16 protein-coding genes are annotated in these 15,940 nt (G+C 69.6%); 5 read left to right on the top strand and 11 right to left on the bottom strand.

Annotation, left to right across the window (positions count from 1 at the left end; all coding sequences use genetic code 11):
* Positions 1–46 precede the first annotated feature (46 nt).
* Both OH809_RS44170 and OH809_RS44165 read left to right on the top strand, forming a co-directional pair.
* On the top strand, positions 47–643 hold the full coding sequence (locus OH809_RS44170; protein ID WP_331743950.1) for a hypothetical protein: 597 nt from the start codon (positions 47–49) through the stop codon (positions 641–643).
* Between the two features lie 137 nt (positions 644–780).
* A complete protein-coding gene (locus OH809_RS44165) occupies positions 781–1,143 on the top strand; it encodes a hypothetical protein (RefSeq protein ID WP_331743947.1) in 363 nt (120 codons plus the stop codon).
* 99 nt (positions 1,144–1,242) lie between these two features.
* On the opposite strand, the gene OH809_RS44160 is transcribed toward OH809_RS44165, so the two are convergent.
* From OH809_RS44160 to OH809_RS44110, 11 genes are read right to left on the bottom strand one after another with little or no spacing between them, the layout of a single operon-like run.
* Positions 1,243–2,538 (bottom strand): hypothetical protein, encoded by a 1,296-nt coding sequence (locus OH809_RS44160; RefSeq protein WP_331743944.1) that lies wholly within the window; start codon positions 2,536–2,538, stop codon positions 1,243–1,245.
* 30 nt (positions 2,539–2,568) lie between these two features.
* Positions 2,569–2,919, bottom strand: coding sequence for a hypothetical protein (locus OH809_RS44155; RefSeq protein WP_331743941.1), 351 nt, complete (start codon positions 2,917–2,919; stop codon positions 2,569–2,571).
* Positions 2,916–4,094, bottom strand: coding sequence for a hypothetical protein (locus OH809_RS44150; RefSeq protein ID WP_406516342.1), 1,179 nt, complete (start codon positions 4,092–4,094; stop codon positions 2,916–2,918). The genes OH809_RS44155 and OH809_RS44150 overlap by 4 nt, the downstream gene beginning before the upstream one ends.
* A gap of 32 nt (positions 4,095–4,126) precedes the next feature.
* The gene (locus tag OH809_RS44145; RefSeq protein ID WP_331743935.1) at positions 4,127–4,639 is read right to left on the bottom strand and encodes a hypothetical protein; all 513 of its coding nucleotides are present in this window, start codon (positions 4,637–4,639) and stop codon (positions 4,127–4,129) included.
* Positions 4,632–6,362, bottom strand: coding sequence for a type IV secretory system conjugative DNA transfer family protein (locus tag OH809_RS44140; RefSeq protein ID WP_331743932.1), 1,731 nt, complete (start codon positions 6,360–6,362; stop codon positions 4,632–4,634). The genes OH809_RS44145 and OH809_RS44140 overlap by 8 nt, the downstream gene beginning before the upstream one ends.
* Positions 6,362–7,915: a type VI secretion protein gene (locus tag OH809_RS44135; protein WP_331743929.1), complete on the bottom strand. Its 1,554-nt coding sequence runs from the start codon at positions 7,913–7,915 to the stop codon at positions 6,362–6,364. Before OH809_RS44135 ends, OH809_RS44140 begins: the two co-directional genes overlap by 1 nt.
* The gene (locus tag OH809_RS44130) at positions 7,915–9,438 is read right to left on the bottom strand and encodes an SCO6880 family protein (RefSeq protein WP_331743926.1); all 1,524 of its coding nucleotides are present in this window, start codon (positions 9,436–9,438) and stop codon (positions 7,915–7,917) included. Before OH809_RS44130 ends, OH809_RS44135 begins: the two co-directional genes overlap by 1 nt.
* Before the next feature lie 3 nt (positions 9,439–9,441).
* Positions 9,442–11,295 carry a hypothetical protein gene (locus OH809_RS44125; RefSeq protein ID WP_331743923.1) on the bottom strand — a complete coding sequence of 618 codons (1,854 nt, stop codon included), beginning with the start codon at positions 11,293–11,295 and terminating at the stop codon, positions 9,442–9,444.
* Entirely contained in the window at positions 11,285–12,070 is a 786-nt protein-coding gene (locus tag OH809_RS44120) for a hypothetical protein (protein ID WP_331743919.1), read from the bottom strand. Before OH809_RS44120 ends, OH809_RS44125 begins: the two co-directional genes overlap by 11 nt.
* An 11-nt stretch (positions 12,071–12,081) precedes the next feature.
* A complete protein-coding gene (locus OH809_RS44115; RefSeq protein ID WP_331743916.1) occupies positions 12,082–12,420 on the bottom strand; it encodes a hypothetical protein in 339 nt (112 codons plus the stop codon).
* A 19-nt stretch (positions 12,421–12,439) separates the two neighbouring features.
* Complete coding sequence (locus OH809_RS44110; RefSeq protein ID WP_331743913.1) at positions 12,440–13,333, bottom strand: hypothetical protein; 894 nt, start codon at positions 13,331–13,333, stop codon at positions 12,440–12,442.
* 310 nt (positions 13,334–13,643) lie between these two features.
* Here OH809_RS44110 and OH809_RS44105 point away from each other — a divergent pair, with 310 nt between their 5' ends.
* The 3 genes from OH809_RS44105 (at position 13,644) to OH809_RS44095 (ending at position 15,930) form a co-directional block, all read left to right on the top strand.
* Positions 13,644–14,690: an NlpC/P60 family protein gene (locus tag OH809_RS44105; RefSeq protein WP_406516341.1), complete on the top strand. Its 1,047-nt coding sequence runs from the start codon at positions 13,644–13,646 to the stop codon at positions 14,688–14,690.
* A gap of 26 nt (positions 14,691–14,716) precedes the next feature.
* Complete coding sequence (locus tag OH809_RS44100; protein ID WP_331743907.1) at positions 14,717–15,244, top strand: hypothetical protein; 528 nt, start codon at positions 14,717–14,719, stop codon at positions 15,242–15,244.
* Between the two features lie 344 nt (positions 15,245–15,588).
* On the top strand, positions 15,589–15,930 hold the full coding sequence (locus tag OH809_RS44095; protein ID WP_331743905.1) for a CU044_2847 family protein: 342 nt from the start codon (positions 15,589–15,591) through the stop codon (positions 15,928–15,930).
* The last annotated feature ends 10 nt before the right edge of the window (positions 15,931–15,940 follow it).

Genomic DNA, 15,940 nt, shown 5'->3' with positions numbered 1-15,940 from the left:
GGCATGTCATGGGAAGATCCAGTTCGACGGACAAGGGGTGGAGTGTATGGGGCTTGACTACAGCTACAAGATCTTTGTGCCTGCCCAGAACGTCGCCAGGGCGCTGCTCGAGCTCACCAAGCTGGCGCCGCCAACCCGTCGAGTGACGCCGCTTACGGTCACCATGCCCGGCGGTGACCGGTTCGTCGTCCCGTTCACGTCCAACTTCAAGAGCGAGCCGGTGGATTGCTCCACAAGCGGCAGGCTTGAACTCGACACCTCAATCATGTTCGGCGTCGACGACGCGGTGCGCGAGTTCTGCGGGGACCGTGACTCCGAACCCGACGAGTTCGGGAGAGTTCAGATTGGGTACGTCTACCTCACGGTGCGGTTCGCGCCCGCGCCACACCCTCGCTTCGCGTCGCTAGAGTTCACCGCAGCCACGTCGGGGATGAGCCGGCTGTTCGAGCGATCCGCAAGCATCAGAGCCGTGTTCACCGGCCTCACCGCCGCCAGCGGCGGAGTGTGCTGTCTACTCGACACCGAGAGCGACACCTTCCAAATATGCTGGCTGAACGGTCAGCCGATCCAAGACACGGTTCCCGGCCCTTGCTTCGCCAACTACCGTGATCTTGTGGCAGTTTGGCCCGGCCAAGACCAGTGAGGAAGCATCTCACCAGAGGCCCTTGGACTACTGGCCGAACGCGGAGGAACCCGCCGCGTTCGAAACGCAATGAGACGCCGACCCTGGCACAGGGACCAGCCCAACTGACTTGATCCACAGGTCTTGACTATTACTCGGTGCTGGGCAGCTTGCGGAGCCTGGGTGGCGCGCTGGCGGGCCCGTTCAGCGGCTTCGGCCTGCCGCTGGTCGGGCGGCAGATGCTGGCGCCGGGTGAGTTCGGCTTCCGTCTTCTCGTGCTGGTCATGCAGCCGGATCGCCTGGGCCTGGGCGCGGGCAGCCTGCGCCTGGGCATACGCCCGGTCCTCCTGGATGGCGATGCGTGCTCGGTCGACCAGCGCGGGCGGGACGCCCTGCTCGGTCAGAAGATGCAGGACGTCTGGTGCCTCCTGCAGCGGCTGCGCGAGGCGTCGGGCGGCGTCCTGCGCTCGCAGAAACCGCGCTTCCCGCTCCAGGATCTCAGGGTCCGTCATCAGCCGTAGCAGCGGTGCTTCGAGCTTCACCGCCTCCACAACTGTGCCTGCGGGCTCTTCCGGCGCGCTCAACGCGTTCTCCTTCGGTGCTCAGTAGAAGCCACGGGCTCAGGCCGAGAGGCCGGGCGCAGCCGTCCGGGCGGCCGGCCGCGGGGTCGCCGCCGCGGGGCGGGGCGCACTCTGCTGGACGACTGCGGCCGGGGCGGCGGGGCCGGTGAGGCCCGGCGGCAGGGTCATCGAGAGCCGGCCGCCGTGGTGCTCGGCGAGATCGGCCACCGTCTTCAGGGCGGCGAGGTCGGCCGGACTGAACCGGCCCGGCTGGACCTGGGCCCGCTGCACGATCCCCTGCGCGTGTTCGGCCACCGCGCTGTAGGGCCCGGCCGCTGCCCCGGGACCGACAGGAAGCTCCGAGGACGGCAGCTGCTGCCAGGCCTCGCGGAACTCCGCTACCCGGCGGTGCGTGGAAGTGCTGAGCTCCTTGCCCATGTCGGTGTCCGCCCAGGCATAGAAGGCCTTGGCGATCTCGCGGGAGGCCTCCATGGCGTCGTCCCGCGTGACGTACGGCAGCGGGGCGTTGGACCGCAGGGTGCTGCGCAGCTGGCGGATCTCAGCGAGATTCTGGTCCTCGGCGGCGGTCAGGGCGTCGGCGTCGGGCCGCTCGCTGTGCGGACTGCTGTAAGCCAGAGCCGCGTCGGAGACCTTGAGCAGCACTTCGGCGGTCGGCAGGTCCGGGCGCTTGGCGCCGCTGCGCAGCCGGTCAGCCCCGGCCTGCGCCCAGCGGCCGATGGTGTCGCAGGTGCGGGCGGAGAACGTGCGCCAGAACCCCTGGACGCGCACGTCGTCGGTCAGTCGCTCGAAGTAGGGGCCTGCCTTCTCCTTGATGACGTCCCACAGATGGGCGGTAGCGCCGCGGACGGTCTGCAGCTGCTGCCAGTCAGGCAAGTCCTTGAGCGCTGGAGCATGGCGGTCGGCCTCCTGCAGGGCGGTGTTGACCGCGGTGGCCGTCTGTCGAGCATCGGCCGTACCGGCAGGGGTGCAGACGGCGGCCGCAGGCTGCGGACCGGCGCTGTCCGTAGCGGTTCGCGGGCCGGGCGCGGTGCGCCACCATTGCTGTTCCAGAATGCGCAGATCGTTGTCGACGGCGGTGCGCAGGTCCTGGGCGGTGCCCAGTTCGGGCGGGACGATGTCGGCCCGTGCCTCCTCTACCCGCGCGAACGCTTCATGCAGATCCACCGGCTCGATGGGGTCGGCGGCCCAGATGTCCGCGGGATCGTAGGCATTCCCCGGATCGGTGCGGCCTGCTTCCCGGGAGGCAGCGGGCGGGGCCACCGGCGCCTGCTTCGGGTCCGGGGCGCCCGTGGGGGTCTTCAGCTTCCATATCGGGGCGCCGTAGCTGTCGTACAAGAACCCGTCGCGTGCGGTCCACCCCCGCCTTCAGGAAAGCCGTTGCCAGTCCACAGCGGAAGCACGCGCTGCGCCCCGGGCGCCGCCGCCTCGGCATTCGCCCGCGCCCGCTCCTCCAGCGGGACCGCCGGCCGGTGTCACTGCTTGCGGGGCAGGGGCGGGCAGCTGGGTGGCGCGGGAGGCCTCGGCGGCCGCCCGGATGGGGTCGCCGGCCATTGCCGGGGCCGGTTCGGTGGTGGGTGTGGCCATGAGGGCTTCCTCCGTACGGTCGGGTGTCTCGGGCGGGAGCGGCGGCTCCGGGGCAGGGGCCAGCAGGGGTGGCTCGGCGATCTCGTGGACGTCGTCGCGCTGCTGGGTGATCGAGTCGTCGGCGGTGGTCATGGCGGGCTCTTCAGGGGCGGCCGCGGCAGGTTGTGACTGCCCACCGGGCGGAACCGGGGTGCTGACAGGGGCCGCTTCCCCGTCTTGGGCGAAGAGGCCGAGCTGCGCGCCGAGGGGCAACACCACGGTGGCGGACTGCTGGCCGGTGCGGCGGCCGCGCTGGGTGCTTCGGAAGTGGCAGGCGGCGCGGCCGCGGTGGGCACCTGGGCCGCGGGTCCGGGGTTGGACAGGCCGGGCGGGGACTGCTGGGCAACCTCACCAGCCGTGGGAGAGAGGGGTTCAGGGGCGGCTTCGTCGAACGCCATCTGTCCCTCTGGGACTTCACTCGGGTCCGGCTCCGGGACTGCGGCTGCGCCCTGGGTATCGTCCGGTGTCGGGATGCGCTCGGGGAAGGGAAAGCCGATGTCGGCGAGCAGGTCCGGGGTGCCGTACGGATCGCTGGGCCACCCGGAATCCGTGCCGGGCACAACCGCAGGCGTGGCCAAGGCCGCCTCGGCAGTGGCGGCCGCGCCTTCCGGCACGGGTAGGGCGGCCGGTGCTGCAGTGTCCGGCTCGGCGGGCGGTGACAGTTCTGGGGCTGCCGGCGTCGCCACGGGCTCGGGCGCGTACTCGTGGTACTCGCTGATGCGGGGATCGGTGACATCGAGATTGAACCGCACCGCCGGCCATCCCTTGCGGGCGTCGTCCCAGTTGGTGCGCGGCGCCTTGGAGGTGCGCTTGCGTGCGCGTGCGGCGTGTTCTGCGAAGTTCTGCAGCGTCTCGTTGCGGGCGCGTTCGCCGGACCCGGGAAAGCCCTCCTTGTCCGGCCATTCGCGGCTGTGGACGGCGGCGATCTCATCGGCCTCATGGGCATCGACGTTCTGGACGTGCAGGGCGAGCAGGGTCTCGCGCACCGCCTTGGTGTGCTCGCGCTCCAGGCGGGCGCTGCCGCCGGTCTGTTCGGTGCGGACGACCGCACGCCGCGGCCAGGCGCCGACGCTGGTTTCGCGGAACCCTGGCGCGTCCGCGGGGGCTGCGGGTTCCTCTGGTTGCTGCTCGGCGGCGCCGATGCGTTCCTGGGGCTCGGCCTTGGTGTCGGAGATTCGGTAGGGGTCGGCACCGTCCAGCCGCCCGTGCGACTGGACCGCCCCCGCCGTCGCGAACCGTTCCTCGTCCCCCACCCTTCCTCCCCTCACGTGCGTATGGTCTCCGCGGCGCGACGGCTCCTCTACAGCGGTGCTTGCAGTTCGGCGGTACGTCGGGCGAGTTCCGCCGCGGCCGGGTGCGCGGCCGCGGCCGTAGTCGTGTCGGCGGTGACCAGGTACACCTCGAACTCCTCCGCGGCGCGGGGTGGCGGCGGCACCAGCGGCGGCGGGTCCTGGTGGCGGCCGCTGGCGCAGGCGGCCAGCTGGAGGCGGGGCGTGACGTTGTGCAGGGTGTTGATCCAGTCGGCCTCGGCGAGTTCCCGCCCGGCTGACTGCTCGCCTGCGTAGGTACGCAGCCAGCCGACGTACAGGGCGGTCAAGTGCTCGACTACGGATGGGTGCCGGTACCAGCAGGGCGGGAGGTGGTTGTGGAGCTCGAAGGTGCGGCGCAGCCAGTCGACCCAGATCGCGAGCTCACGCAGCCGTTGGCGGCGCTCGGGCGGTTCCATCGCGGCCCATACCCATCGCTGCGGCTCGGGTGGCGGCGTGGGCGGTGCCGGCCAGAGGGAGGCGGGGTTGTCGAGTGCGTCAGACATGGAGGTCCGTCTCTCTCCAGGGCGCGGTTTTGTCGAGGCTGGCCGTCCCCGTCGGAGGAACGGGGGCGGCCAGCAGCTTCTTGAGGTCCTTGTCACGGAACGTGAGCCGCATCCGGACCTTGATCGGGGGCTGGTTGGAGTACTGGGCGATCGCGGTGAAGTCCGGCAGCTGCTGTAGCGAGTGGACTGGGGCGAGGTCGGTCTCGGTGGCGGAGGTGTTGGTGGAGTACTCGCCGCGGGAGCGGCCGTGGGAGGTGCGCATGACTTCGGTGCGTCCGTACAGGCCGGAGAAGTAGCGCAGGGTCTCCAGGTCGCCGCAGCCGGGCAGCAGCATCCGCAGGCCGCTTGCGGAGAGCACGGTGTTGGCCTTCTGGGTGCCGAGCCGGTCGCGGAGCTGGGAGAGGTCGTGCCACACGGTCAGGACGTCGATGCCCATGCCGCGGCCGGTGGTCAAGATGTTCGGCAACCGGGGGTATCGCAGCATGTTGCCGGCCTCGTCGACCATGACCCCCAGGGACGGGTTCAGCGGCCTTCCGGTCGTGTTGTAGCGGACTTCGGCCCCGTGGATGATCGACGCGATGATCGAGGTCAGCAGCGGGGCGAACCGTTCCGCGTCCGCCTCGGACGCGATCAGGCAGACGGTGCCGTTCTCCTGCAGGAGCTCCTCAACGGTGAAGTCGGTGCCGGAGCATGTCTCGCGGACTTCTTCGTCGGCGTAGACCCGGGCCAGCACGTTGAGACTGAACTGAATGCTTCCGATGCCGTCCTCGTGGAGTCGCAGCCAGGGGGATGTGTAGTCGTCGGCGACTTCGGTGTAGCCGTGCTGCAGCAGGACGGCGCGGACGTGGTCCACAGCGTCCTTGCCCAGCCCGAGCCAGCGGCGCATCGCGCTGACGCCGCCGCCGGAGAGGTTCGCCGCCAGCAGGACGCCCTTGAGGACGCTCTTGGCCTGGTCGATCCACGGGGCGGCGCGCTTGTTATCGCCAGAGGAGGAGGCCTCTGCCATCCACGCGGCCATCCGGTCGGCTGCTTTGGCGTCGGTGCAGTAGTCCACCGGGGACCACTTCTGGGTGGTGCGGCCGGGGATTCCGGCGGGAGCGATCACCCACACGGGGCCGAAGTGGCGGCGGCGGGCGTAGATGATGTCCAGGTCGGCGGCCTTGGTGGTCGTCACGACCAAGGGGCCTTGCCACTCGGCGGCGTTCGGCAGCACCAGCCCTGTCGTCTTCGACGACCCGGGCACCCCGAACACGGTCGCGGAGATGTTGGGCTGGGCGGCCACGATCTTTTTGGTCCGCATCCCGCGTCCGGCGGTGATCCGGTTGGCGCGCCTGACCGGGTCCTGGGGTGCGGCGAGCTTGCGTTCCACCTTCGCGCCGCCCCACTGGGCGCCGCCGGTGCGGCCGCTGCGGTCGAGGAGGCTGACGGCTTTGACGACCAGGGCGAGGACGGCGACGACCAGGAGGACGGCTAGCAGGTAGAACAGCCAGGCGGGCGGGGCCGGGTCGTACGCGGCGCCAGGTCCGCGTACAAGGGCGGTGAGGACGGTGGCGGGGACGCTGTCGGTACGCGTCGCCCAGCCGCGTCCGGACAGCAGGGAGGCGAGCGGTGCGGCCAGCAGTACCGCGCCGCCGACCGAGACCAGGGCGCCCGCGCCGTAGGCGGCGAGCAGGGTGTTGTCGTCCATGGCGGCGGCGGACGGGCCGTTCTTCCCCGTCGCCATCACACGACCATCCGTTCGTCGGTCTCGAAGAGCTTCTGCTCGGTGTGGGAGAGGACGAGCTGGACGGCGTGGGAGCCGCCGCCGCGGCCGACCTTCCACAGGGCCCGGCCACGCTGGCCGGCACCCCAGGAGCCGATCAGGTCGCATTCGGCGTCGGTGAGTCCGATCGCCTCGCGGGTGATCTGCAACGGGCGGGTGTCCTGGGCGAGCTGGATACGGGTCTCACAGGAGGAGATGAGGTCCTTGGCGATCGCCACGGCCTCCGATCCGGCCGCGCCGACGCTCTCGAAGTCGGACAGGCGGTGGGTGGCCAGGATCTGGATGGTGCCGGTCGCCCGGGAGAGCCTGAGGTCGGCATCGATCTTGCGGACCATGGCCGCACCTCCGGAGCGCATCTGACGCCACAGCTCGTCCCGCACGACGACCCACGGCCGCTGTCCGGGCCGGTCGATCGCCGCCTGTGCCCAGGAGGAGACACAGGACAGCACCATGGCGACCGTCTCGTCGCCGTACTGCTCCAGAGCGGAGATGTCGACGGACTGGATGGGGGCCTCCCAGTCCAGGCCGATGGACGTCTCCTGGTCGAAGAGCCCTCCCAGATGGCCGTTGACCATGGAGCCGAGTGCCGAGCGGATGGTGGCCATCTGTTCTCGGGCCCGCTGCACTTCGCCGTCACGGACTCGGAGTTCCTGGGCCATCGCGTCGGTGGGGTCGCGCAGTTTGTCGTAGACCAGCGGCAGGGTGGGCACAGCGAGGCGGGTCTGTCCGTACAGCTCACCGGTGACCTCCCGCACCGCGACGTCCAGGGCCTCTTCCTCCTGTGACTCCAGCGTCCGCTTGAGCTGGAGTTCCAGCAGGGCCTTGAGCAGGGTCAGGCGGCGGCGGTGGATTTCCTGCAGGCGGCTGCGGAGTTCGGCCGAGTCCGTGATTCGGTCGAGGCCCGCGCCGAGCGGTCCGGCGTCCAGCGGATTGAGGCGGCCGGGCAGGCCGGGGCCGAGCCGCACCGGCTCGACTCCCAGGTGCCGGCACAGCCCCGCGTACTCGCCCTTGACGTCGCCCGCGATCAGGGTGCGGTGGCCGAACGCCATGAGCCGGAAGCACAGGGCCTTGATGTGGGCGCTCTTACCGGACCCGGGGATGCCGGTGATCATGACGTTGGGGTTGGTGCACAGTCCTTCGCGGACCCAGACCGCCGGATGGGCGGAGAACGCCTGTGTGGTCAGGGTGTTGTGGCCGATGTACGCGCCGACCGGCGGCAGCGCCCCGGCGTGCAGGAACGGGTAGGCGCCGGCCGCGTTGCCGGTGTCGGCGCGCACTACTTCAGTGCGGGGCAGGGACGCGGACCGTCCCGCATACGGGTGCGCCCACCCCTTGCGCGGGGCGATCCGCATCACCGTGTCGGCGTCTTCGAGACGGCGGGCGGCGCGCTGCTCGGCCGCCGTCGGCCCGGCCGGAGCGGGGACGAACGCCGTGTTGATGCCAGTGGCCTCGCCGATCCCGGCGGCGTTCAGCAGGGTGTCGTCGCCGGTGCGGCGACGGGTGAGCAGGCCCATCAGAATCCCGTCCGTCGGTCCGGCAGCCCCTGGCCGAGCGGAAGCGCCCCCGCGGCGAACCCGACGTCCTGGGCACCCCACATGCGCCGCAGCTCCAGGCCGGCCGCTGCGGCATCGGCCTGCATCTCCGCGCAGGCCGTCTCCAGCTCCTCCAGGTCGGTGACGGTCACCGACAGCACCGCAGTCATCCGCACCACGCCCTGGCCGGACGCCCGGGCCATGTCCTGGGAGCGGGCGAGGTTGACCTCACGGCGCTCGTCCTCGCTCTCGTCCCGTCCGGTCTTGGCCCGCAGGTACCGGGCGGAGGACCGCTTACTCTTCTCCTTCGCGAGCTCCTGGCGGGCCCGGCGCGGGCCGAGCGGCTCGTAGACCAGACTCATCGAGCGCCGGGCGTTGCGCCTGGGGCGCAGCAGCGGCTGCAGGAACGTCGCGTACACCTGGGCCTGGGGCCAGGTACGCACCTGGTAGGTGACCGTCCAGGCCCCGTCGTGGCGGTAGGTGCCCCATCCGGTCTCGGCGGCCGCGGGCCCAGCGAGGTCCGGGTCGACGCCTTCCTCGGTGCCTACCCATCCGGGTGTCCGGGCGGCGGCGTTGGCGGTGGCGAGTGCAACCTGGGCGTCGGGGTCGTACGAGGTGCGCACGGTCTGGGCCAGCCCCCGCGGGGAGAGCCATTCCACGACCTGCAGGCTCGCGGTACTCAGCGCCCCGCCCAGCGCGTGGAGCTCGCGCACCAGGACTGCGGCGGCGCCAACCTGGCCGCCGCCGGCGCCCTTGATGGCGAGACGGGCCCGGGCCGCCGACAGGGTGACGGACAGGTACGTCTCCCGGGAGGTCGCCGCAGGTCCCGCTCCCTCCATGACATCGGCCAGGGCGCTCACCGCTGCTGCCGGGGCATCAGCGGTGATGTGCTGCGCGGTCCATGACCGCAGTGCGGCCCCGTCGTCGGGCAGGCACCGCTGGTGTACGGACAGGCGGGTGATGGGCGAGTCCTCGGTGCAGAACGTGCGCATCAGTGCAGCCCAGGAGGAAACCCGGGCCGCCTGCTTGTCACTGTCCACCAGCGCCAGGCCCGGGAACGAGACGCGGGCAACCGCGGTGTAAGTACCGGCCACCGGGTCGTGCGCAACACCGAGCAGCCCTCCCAGCCCGTCCGGGGCCTCGAGGATCCGCAGCCGGGCCAGGGTGCCGGGCAGATCCATCGGCTGCTGGCCGGTACGGGCGGATCGGGGGGCGAAAGGCCCGCTGAAGAAGATGTTCTGTTTTCTTGCCACGGCGATCTGATGCCTCGCTGCCAGAAGGATCCATTCATCGGCGCTCAGCCCGCTCACCCGCCCGAAGGCGAGCAAAAGCAGCAGCCCAGCCAGCGGCACACACACGGCGGCCGCGGCCCAGCTGGACAGGTTGACGGGGGTGAGCAGCAGCGCGCAGGCCACGGCGACCAGGGCGAAACCGGGCCCGGACAGCCGCCCCATGAAGCCGGACTTCTCCGACTGCCATCCGCTGTAGGTGATGGGTTGTGTCATCGGCTATCCCTGAGTCGGAGGGCTGGCCGGCTGCACCGGCTGCGGGCTCTGCGCCTGGCCGCCGTCTGCTTCCTGCCGTTGTCCGGCGGAGGAGGAATGGCGCCGCTGTGCGATGACGACGTGACGGCCGCCGGCCGCACCGTGGTCGAGACCGGCGTGTCCGGCGGTGCTCGCCATGCCGGACTCGAGGGTGTCCTTGCCTGCGGCGAGGACCTGTAGGGGCAGGCCGATCGTGCCCATGACCCGGGATCCGAAGGTCCGTCCGGTCCCGCCCCCGGTACCGCTACCCGTGCTCTGCACGGCATTGGAGCCGCTGGCGGAGGTCTGGGCGTTGTCCTGCTCCAGGGCACGGGTGTAGGCGCTGCCGCCGCCGACCGCCCCGGCTCCGCCCATCTCGGGCCGGTAGCCGCCGCTGATCGATGCGGCGGACGAGCCGATCGAGCTCATGAGTCCGGAGGCGATCGCGCTGCCGCCGCCGACGGTGGAGAACGTCATGAACTTCGCCAGGACGGGCCACGCGAAGCAGGCGAGGACGAAGATGACGAGGCCGACGAACATGTTCTGCACGCCGTCGCCCTCGGACATGGCACCGAACCCGATCGCGAAGCAGAGCACGATCATCGGCTTCATCAGAATCAGCGCGACCAGCGCGTTCCTGGCTTTGGGCCACCATTCCTGAGTCGAGTCGGACATCTGCCCAGCCAGCACCACGGGCAGGGTCGCCACCAGGATCATGATTCCGGCCTGCCGCAGCAGCACCTCGATCCACAGTGCGGCGATCGCCAGGATGCACACGGTGCCGACCACGATGATCACGCCGACTGCGGCGGCCGTCACGGTCTCACCCGTGATGAGTGCCGTGCCCACGGTCGCCGCACCGCCTCCACCAGTGGTCAGTCCTCCGAACAGGGTGCCCAGCTGCTGCTGCATCGCCTTGGTCGCGTCGCCCGGGCCCGAGCCGCCGCCGTGGAAGCTGTAGTTGATGATCCAGATGGACACGGCATCTGACCAGGTCAGAGCCGTCTGCGTGGCAATCACGTAGACCGACGAGATGATCCCCCACTTCGCCAGACCCGTCACGGCGGTAGCTGCGGGCTCGCCTCGCTGACTGATCGCCACCTTCCCGAACTGCAGCAGCAACAGGAACGTCGCGATCAGCAGGGAGAGGACCGTCATGAGCCCCTTCGGCTTGCCGATGCCGGTCTTGGACAGATCGATGGTGGACGAATCGTTGAAGACCTTCGCGAACTCCTCAAGGAGCCACACCACAGACTGACCGATGTAGCGGGCGGCCTCCTTGAGCGCGTTTGAGGCCATCTCCGAGATCTTCCCGGCAACCCACGTAACGGAGGTCTTCGCCTTGGGGTACTTGAAGCCAGCTTCAAGCTGGCACTCCTTGAAGATGCCACCCTTGTTGACACAGTCGGTAATGAACTTGTTCAGCTTCTCGTAGTTCGGATCATCGGCCTTGTTCGGGTAGTCCTTGCGCCACTTCTCCAGCCGACGCTTCTCGAACGCCCTACGCCCCTCCTCGGAGCAGTTCGCGGCCCCTGTACCGTCAGCGCCCTCACAGATGTCACCGCCGGTCGTGTTCCTACCCGTCCCAGAGGAAGCCGGTTGGCAGGAACCTTCCAAGTCGCCGAAGTCAAGGACGCACCAGTGGCCCTTGTCGTCGATCCCTGCGGCATCACCTCCCGCAGCCCATTCCTTAGGGGGTGGCTTCGGCGGGCCGTAATTGGCGTGCTTTCCCCCGTGGTCCGCCACGGCGGCGGGAGCCGCAGCCACCCCACCGGCCAGGCAGCACATCAGGGCCAGCACGAAGCACCACAACCGGGCGGACGGCCGGTCAGTCCTCATGCCTCACCTGCCACCACATGTCCCGCCATGCATAGGGCGATTCAGGGAAATAGGCGACGGGGAAGGTCCGCTGCTTCCAGTAGGCCGGTTCGTTGGTGAGCTTCCACGCCCCGCCCTGCCACTTGACGATGAAGTCGATGTCCTCGCCCTTGAGCGGGTCATCGTCCGTGCTCTTTTCAGGCGTCGTCGCGTAACGGTCGTAGTTCATCCAGATGTGGATGACGTCTCCGCGTGGCAGTTCAGAACTGGTGAGTGTGCGCACCCGGACCGCGTTGACGGTGGTGGTGAAGGTGATCCCGGCGGGCGTTCCGCCGGACGGCGGCAGGTTGGCGCCCTCGCGCATCTTGCGGACTTCGGAGATCTGCTCGTCGACGTACCCGGTGGCGTCCGGCGACACGACCGCCGTCAATTGCTGACGGCCCTTCTGGTCGTCGAGAAATGCGTACTCCTCCCAGAAGTAGACAGCCGCCGAGATCGCGCCCACGTAGTTGTGCGGGAAGCCTGTCGAGACTCCGTCCTTCTGCCCGGTCGGCACGCTCAGGGGTACTTTCTTCCCCTTCTCCGGTGTCATCGCGGCGCCGCTCTTTTCGGATGCGGAGCCCGATGGAGCGGGCTTCGCCGTGGTCGAGGAGCCTGCGTGCGGCTGGCTGGAGCGGTCGTTGCCAAACAAGGAGTAGGCCGCAACGCCTCCGGCGGCCAGCCCTGCGGCGACGAGTACAGCGAGCCCGGCAAGTGTGAGTTTGGCCCTGCGGGCCGTAAGGTCGTGGGTATCCATCCGCCGTCGCCTCACTTCGCCATGTTGTAGACCGCGAGGACGAGGCTGCTGGTCACTCCGATGCCTCCAGCCCCGCAGAGGCTCCACAGCACGGACTGTTTGCCCCGGGCGGCCAGCTGTGCGCGTTCGCTGTTGTGGCCCACGGCGACCAGGAGCCAGCCGGTCAGTCCTCCGATCACCGCTGCTGCGAGACCGAACCCGGCCGTCCAGGACAGGATCGTCTTGACCTGGGTGTTCACCGCGTCGGGAAGCTCCGGGGTGTATTTCGGGACGACCGGGCCCTTGCCATCGGCGAGTACGTGCAAGCCCGGGTCAGTGGCCAGAGTGTGCAGGGTGGTCATCAAAGTCATAGCCGACACCTCGTCAAAGTCATCTGGAAGCGGGGGAAACAACGGCGAGCGGCGCGGGACGCGGCGCTCCGGGAAGCGGCATGCCCCAGGTGGCGCCGGCCGCCGTCAGAGCTGCCTGGGCGAGCAAGCGGGCGGCCTGCTGGGTGCGTGAGCGCAGCCGGGATGTCGTCCGCAGCCCGTGGGTGCGGATGTGCGGGTCGTGCGGAAGGTGCACCACGGCGGCGGTGCGGGAGGTCAGCATCGTCGCGCCTGCCCGGACGACGGCGGGCAGCCGTCCGTCGGTCTGTGCGACGAGTACGGCCACCGTGCGCTGCAGCGGCATGCCGTCGGCATGCAGCGCCATCACTGCCTGTTGCAGGGCCTGGACGCCGCTGGCGGTGGCGGCCGCGCACAGCACCGGTACTGCGTAGGGGAGTTCGCACCAGGCCCGGGTCTGTCCGACCCGCCCGGCGCAGCGGGCGTCAAGGATGTCGTGGGCGACGGGGTGCGTGGTGTCGGCGATGACGGCCTGCCATCCGCCGATGGCGGCCAACTGGAGCCAGGCGGCAGGGTCCTGGGGTAACGAGAGCGGCGGGCTGTGCCAGTCGCGTCCGTCGGTCAGCACCTGCCAGCCCGCCCCCCGTCCGGCCGACCGCTGGGCGGCTGCACGCTGGACCTCGGAGCGGGTCAGCGGCCGGCCGGGCGGGAGCACGGCCAGGCCGCCGGCTTCCTGCCCGAGTGTCCAGGAGGGCCAGGGCGAGGACAGGCGCGGTGCGGTGTCCAGCACGACCGTGCCGGTCCCGGCCGCCGTCATCGCTCCGGCGAGCAGATCGGCCACGGTGGAACGCCCGCTGCCCCCGGTCGCTGCCATCACCGGCAGCACTAATCGGGACCCGGCAGGCAGCACCACCAGCACACCTTCCTTTTTGCTCACCCTTACCCCTCATTCAGCACAATCAATAATTTGCCTGAGCTAATCGAATGCGTCGAACTGTCATACGCAAGGGCGCCGGAACCATATCGCTCCCACGCGCGTGGCAACTAAAAGTATCGTCAACCTACGCCCTGTAGAGCGGTGATGGCATAGTGTCACGCACTATCACGCACTATCACGCAGCCTGAGCGCAGTTGGTTCTCAGCAGAACAGACCGCACATCAGGATTCTTTTGCGCAAATCCAGAAGCAGGCCTAGGGGGACTGTGCGCGTCAAGCGATGGCTGGCGGTTGCCTTGGGCGGGGCGGTCATGACGCCGGTCACGTTCGGCATGGGCATCGTGCTGCTCATTGCGACGTTCGACGACGACAGCGGCGGGGGCAGTGTTGAGCCGACGGCGGGCAGCCTCAAAATCGGCAGGGGCGGCGTCCCCGCCGAGTACGCGCCGTTGATCCTCAAGGCGTCCGCCGACTGCGACCAGGGGCTGCCGCCGTCGATCCTGGCCGCCCAGCTGAAGCAGGAATCGAACTTCAACCCGAGGGCTGAGTCTCCCGGCGTCGGCGCCCAGGGCATCGCCCAGTTCATGCCGGACACCTGGCCGACCTGGGCCGCGGACGGAAACGGCAACGGGACCAAAAGCGTCTGGGAACCCGCCGACGCCATCGCCGGGCAGGGGAAGTTCATGTGCAGCCTGCTGAAGAAGGGCAAAGAACACCCGCAGTACAACGGGTCACCCGTCGAACTCGCCCTCGCCGGCTACAACGCCGGATGGGTCCGCGTCGACCAGTACCGAGGCGTTCCCGACGAGCAGTTCGCCAAAGGCCAGACGTACAACTACGTCAACATCATCATGGCGACCGCCCGGCAGTTCACCGCCCCCTCGTCCAGCCAGGAAGTGGATCTGCCCGCCGGATACACCCTCCCCACCGGCACCCCTCGCGAGGTCCGCACCGCCGTGTCCTGGGCTCTGCAGCAGAAGGGCGGCTGGTATCACCCGGGAGGCGACTGCACCAAGGCCCATGGCGGGAGCTCCGCCCACTGGTGCGACTGCTCGTCCCTGATGCAGCAGGCCTACCGGGCAGCCGGGATAGACATTCCCCGGGTCACCTACGACCAGGTCAACATCGGCGACCGTGTCAGCATGGACAAGCCCAAGCCAGGCGACCTGGTGTTCAACGCGGGCAGCGACGGATCGGATGCACGCCCGGGGCACGTCGGCATGTACATCGGCGACGGCAAGATCATCGAGGCGCCCCGCACCGGCGTGCGGACCCGGATCGTCTCGTACAGCAGCTGGCGCAACTCCACGAGCGCCATCACCCGCATCACCGAAGTCCGCCGGGTGGTGAAGTGGTGACCCGCACGACCGGAAGGCAACCCGCCATGCAGGAGCACGAAGAGCTCTTCCACCCCTGGGGCACGGTCACACCGGCGTTCTGGGGCACCCCGCAACTCGCCCCCACCGAGGGGACCGGACCGCAGGCCCGGATTCCGGGAGGCCTGCGCGAGCATCTCGCCGAGATCGCCAGTACGGCCGCCGCCGGCCAGCTGCAGGATGCCTCCTGGATGGCCTACCGCCTGGACACCGAGATCACCGCCGAGTACGGCCCCGAGCACTTGAACGTCGTCCATATCCGCGAAGTGCGCGGCCATCTCGCCCACCTGATGGCCGATCACGCCACCGCCTTGGGCTGGTACCTGCACACCGCACGGCTGCGCGCCACGATCCAGGGGCCCGGACACCCCGATACCGAGGAGGCGACCCGTCGCGTCTACAGTCTCTGGCGAACCGTTCCCGACGAGGACGCCCGCCGCCTTGGAGCAGAACTCCTCAGCGCCGTCACCGACATCCACGGTCCGGACGCGCCGGTTGCGCTCCGCACCTTGCGCCGCTTGCAGGCCCTCACCTGACAGGACTGGAATGGGCCGAACACGTTCAGTCCACCGCGCTGCGCTACTGCCTGGGCGCGGTCCAGGCGCGGAGCGCGGGCCAACAGCAGCTCGACGACTTCCAGCAGCCAGCGGCGCACGGTGGGCGCGGAGACGTCGCTGGCGCCCGCTATGTCGGAATGCATGCAGAACCGAGAGCCCGCGAGACCTCGGCCTCGGCTTTCGCCGTTGGCTCGGCCGCCTATTTCCTCGCCAACTAGGCGTTTTGTGAAGATAGTTGATGCTCTGTGACCTTGACTCCGCCGTTCCCTTTGATGTCAGCTCATGTCATACGAGTGGCCGACGAGGACAGGAGTGCGCACGCGATGACTGAGGTGACGGTGCAGGTCCCGACGGGGCGGCCGGGCGACGAGCCGGTCCTGGTGCGGATCAGAGAGCCCGAGGACGCGGTCACCCGGGTCGGTCGCGGTGCACGGGCCGCCGTTCAGGCGTCGCGCACGCTCGACCAGATGCTGGACGCGGTGCGGCCCGTGGCGGAGAGCTTCGTGTCCCGGTTCACGCGGATGGACAACCCACCGGACGACATCGGCCTGGAGTTCGGCATCTCGCTCACCGCGGGTGCAGATGTCGTCATCGCGACGACGGGGACCGAGGCGAACTTCACGGTCACCCTGAACTGGTCAGGCACCTCGCGCCGAGCCGGCTGAGGGAGAGCGC

The organism is Streptomyces sp. NBC_00873, assembly GCF_045207415.1.
Classification (GTDB): domain Bacteria; phylum Actinomycetota; class Actinomycetes; order Streptomycetales; family Streptomycetaceae; genus Streptomyces.
This window is presented reverse-complemented; position numbering and strand designations above follow the sequence as displayed.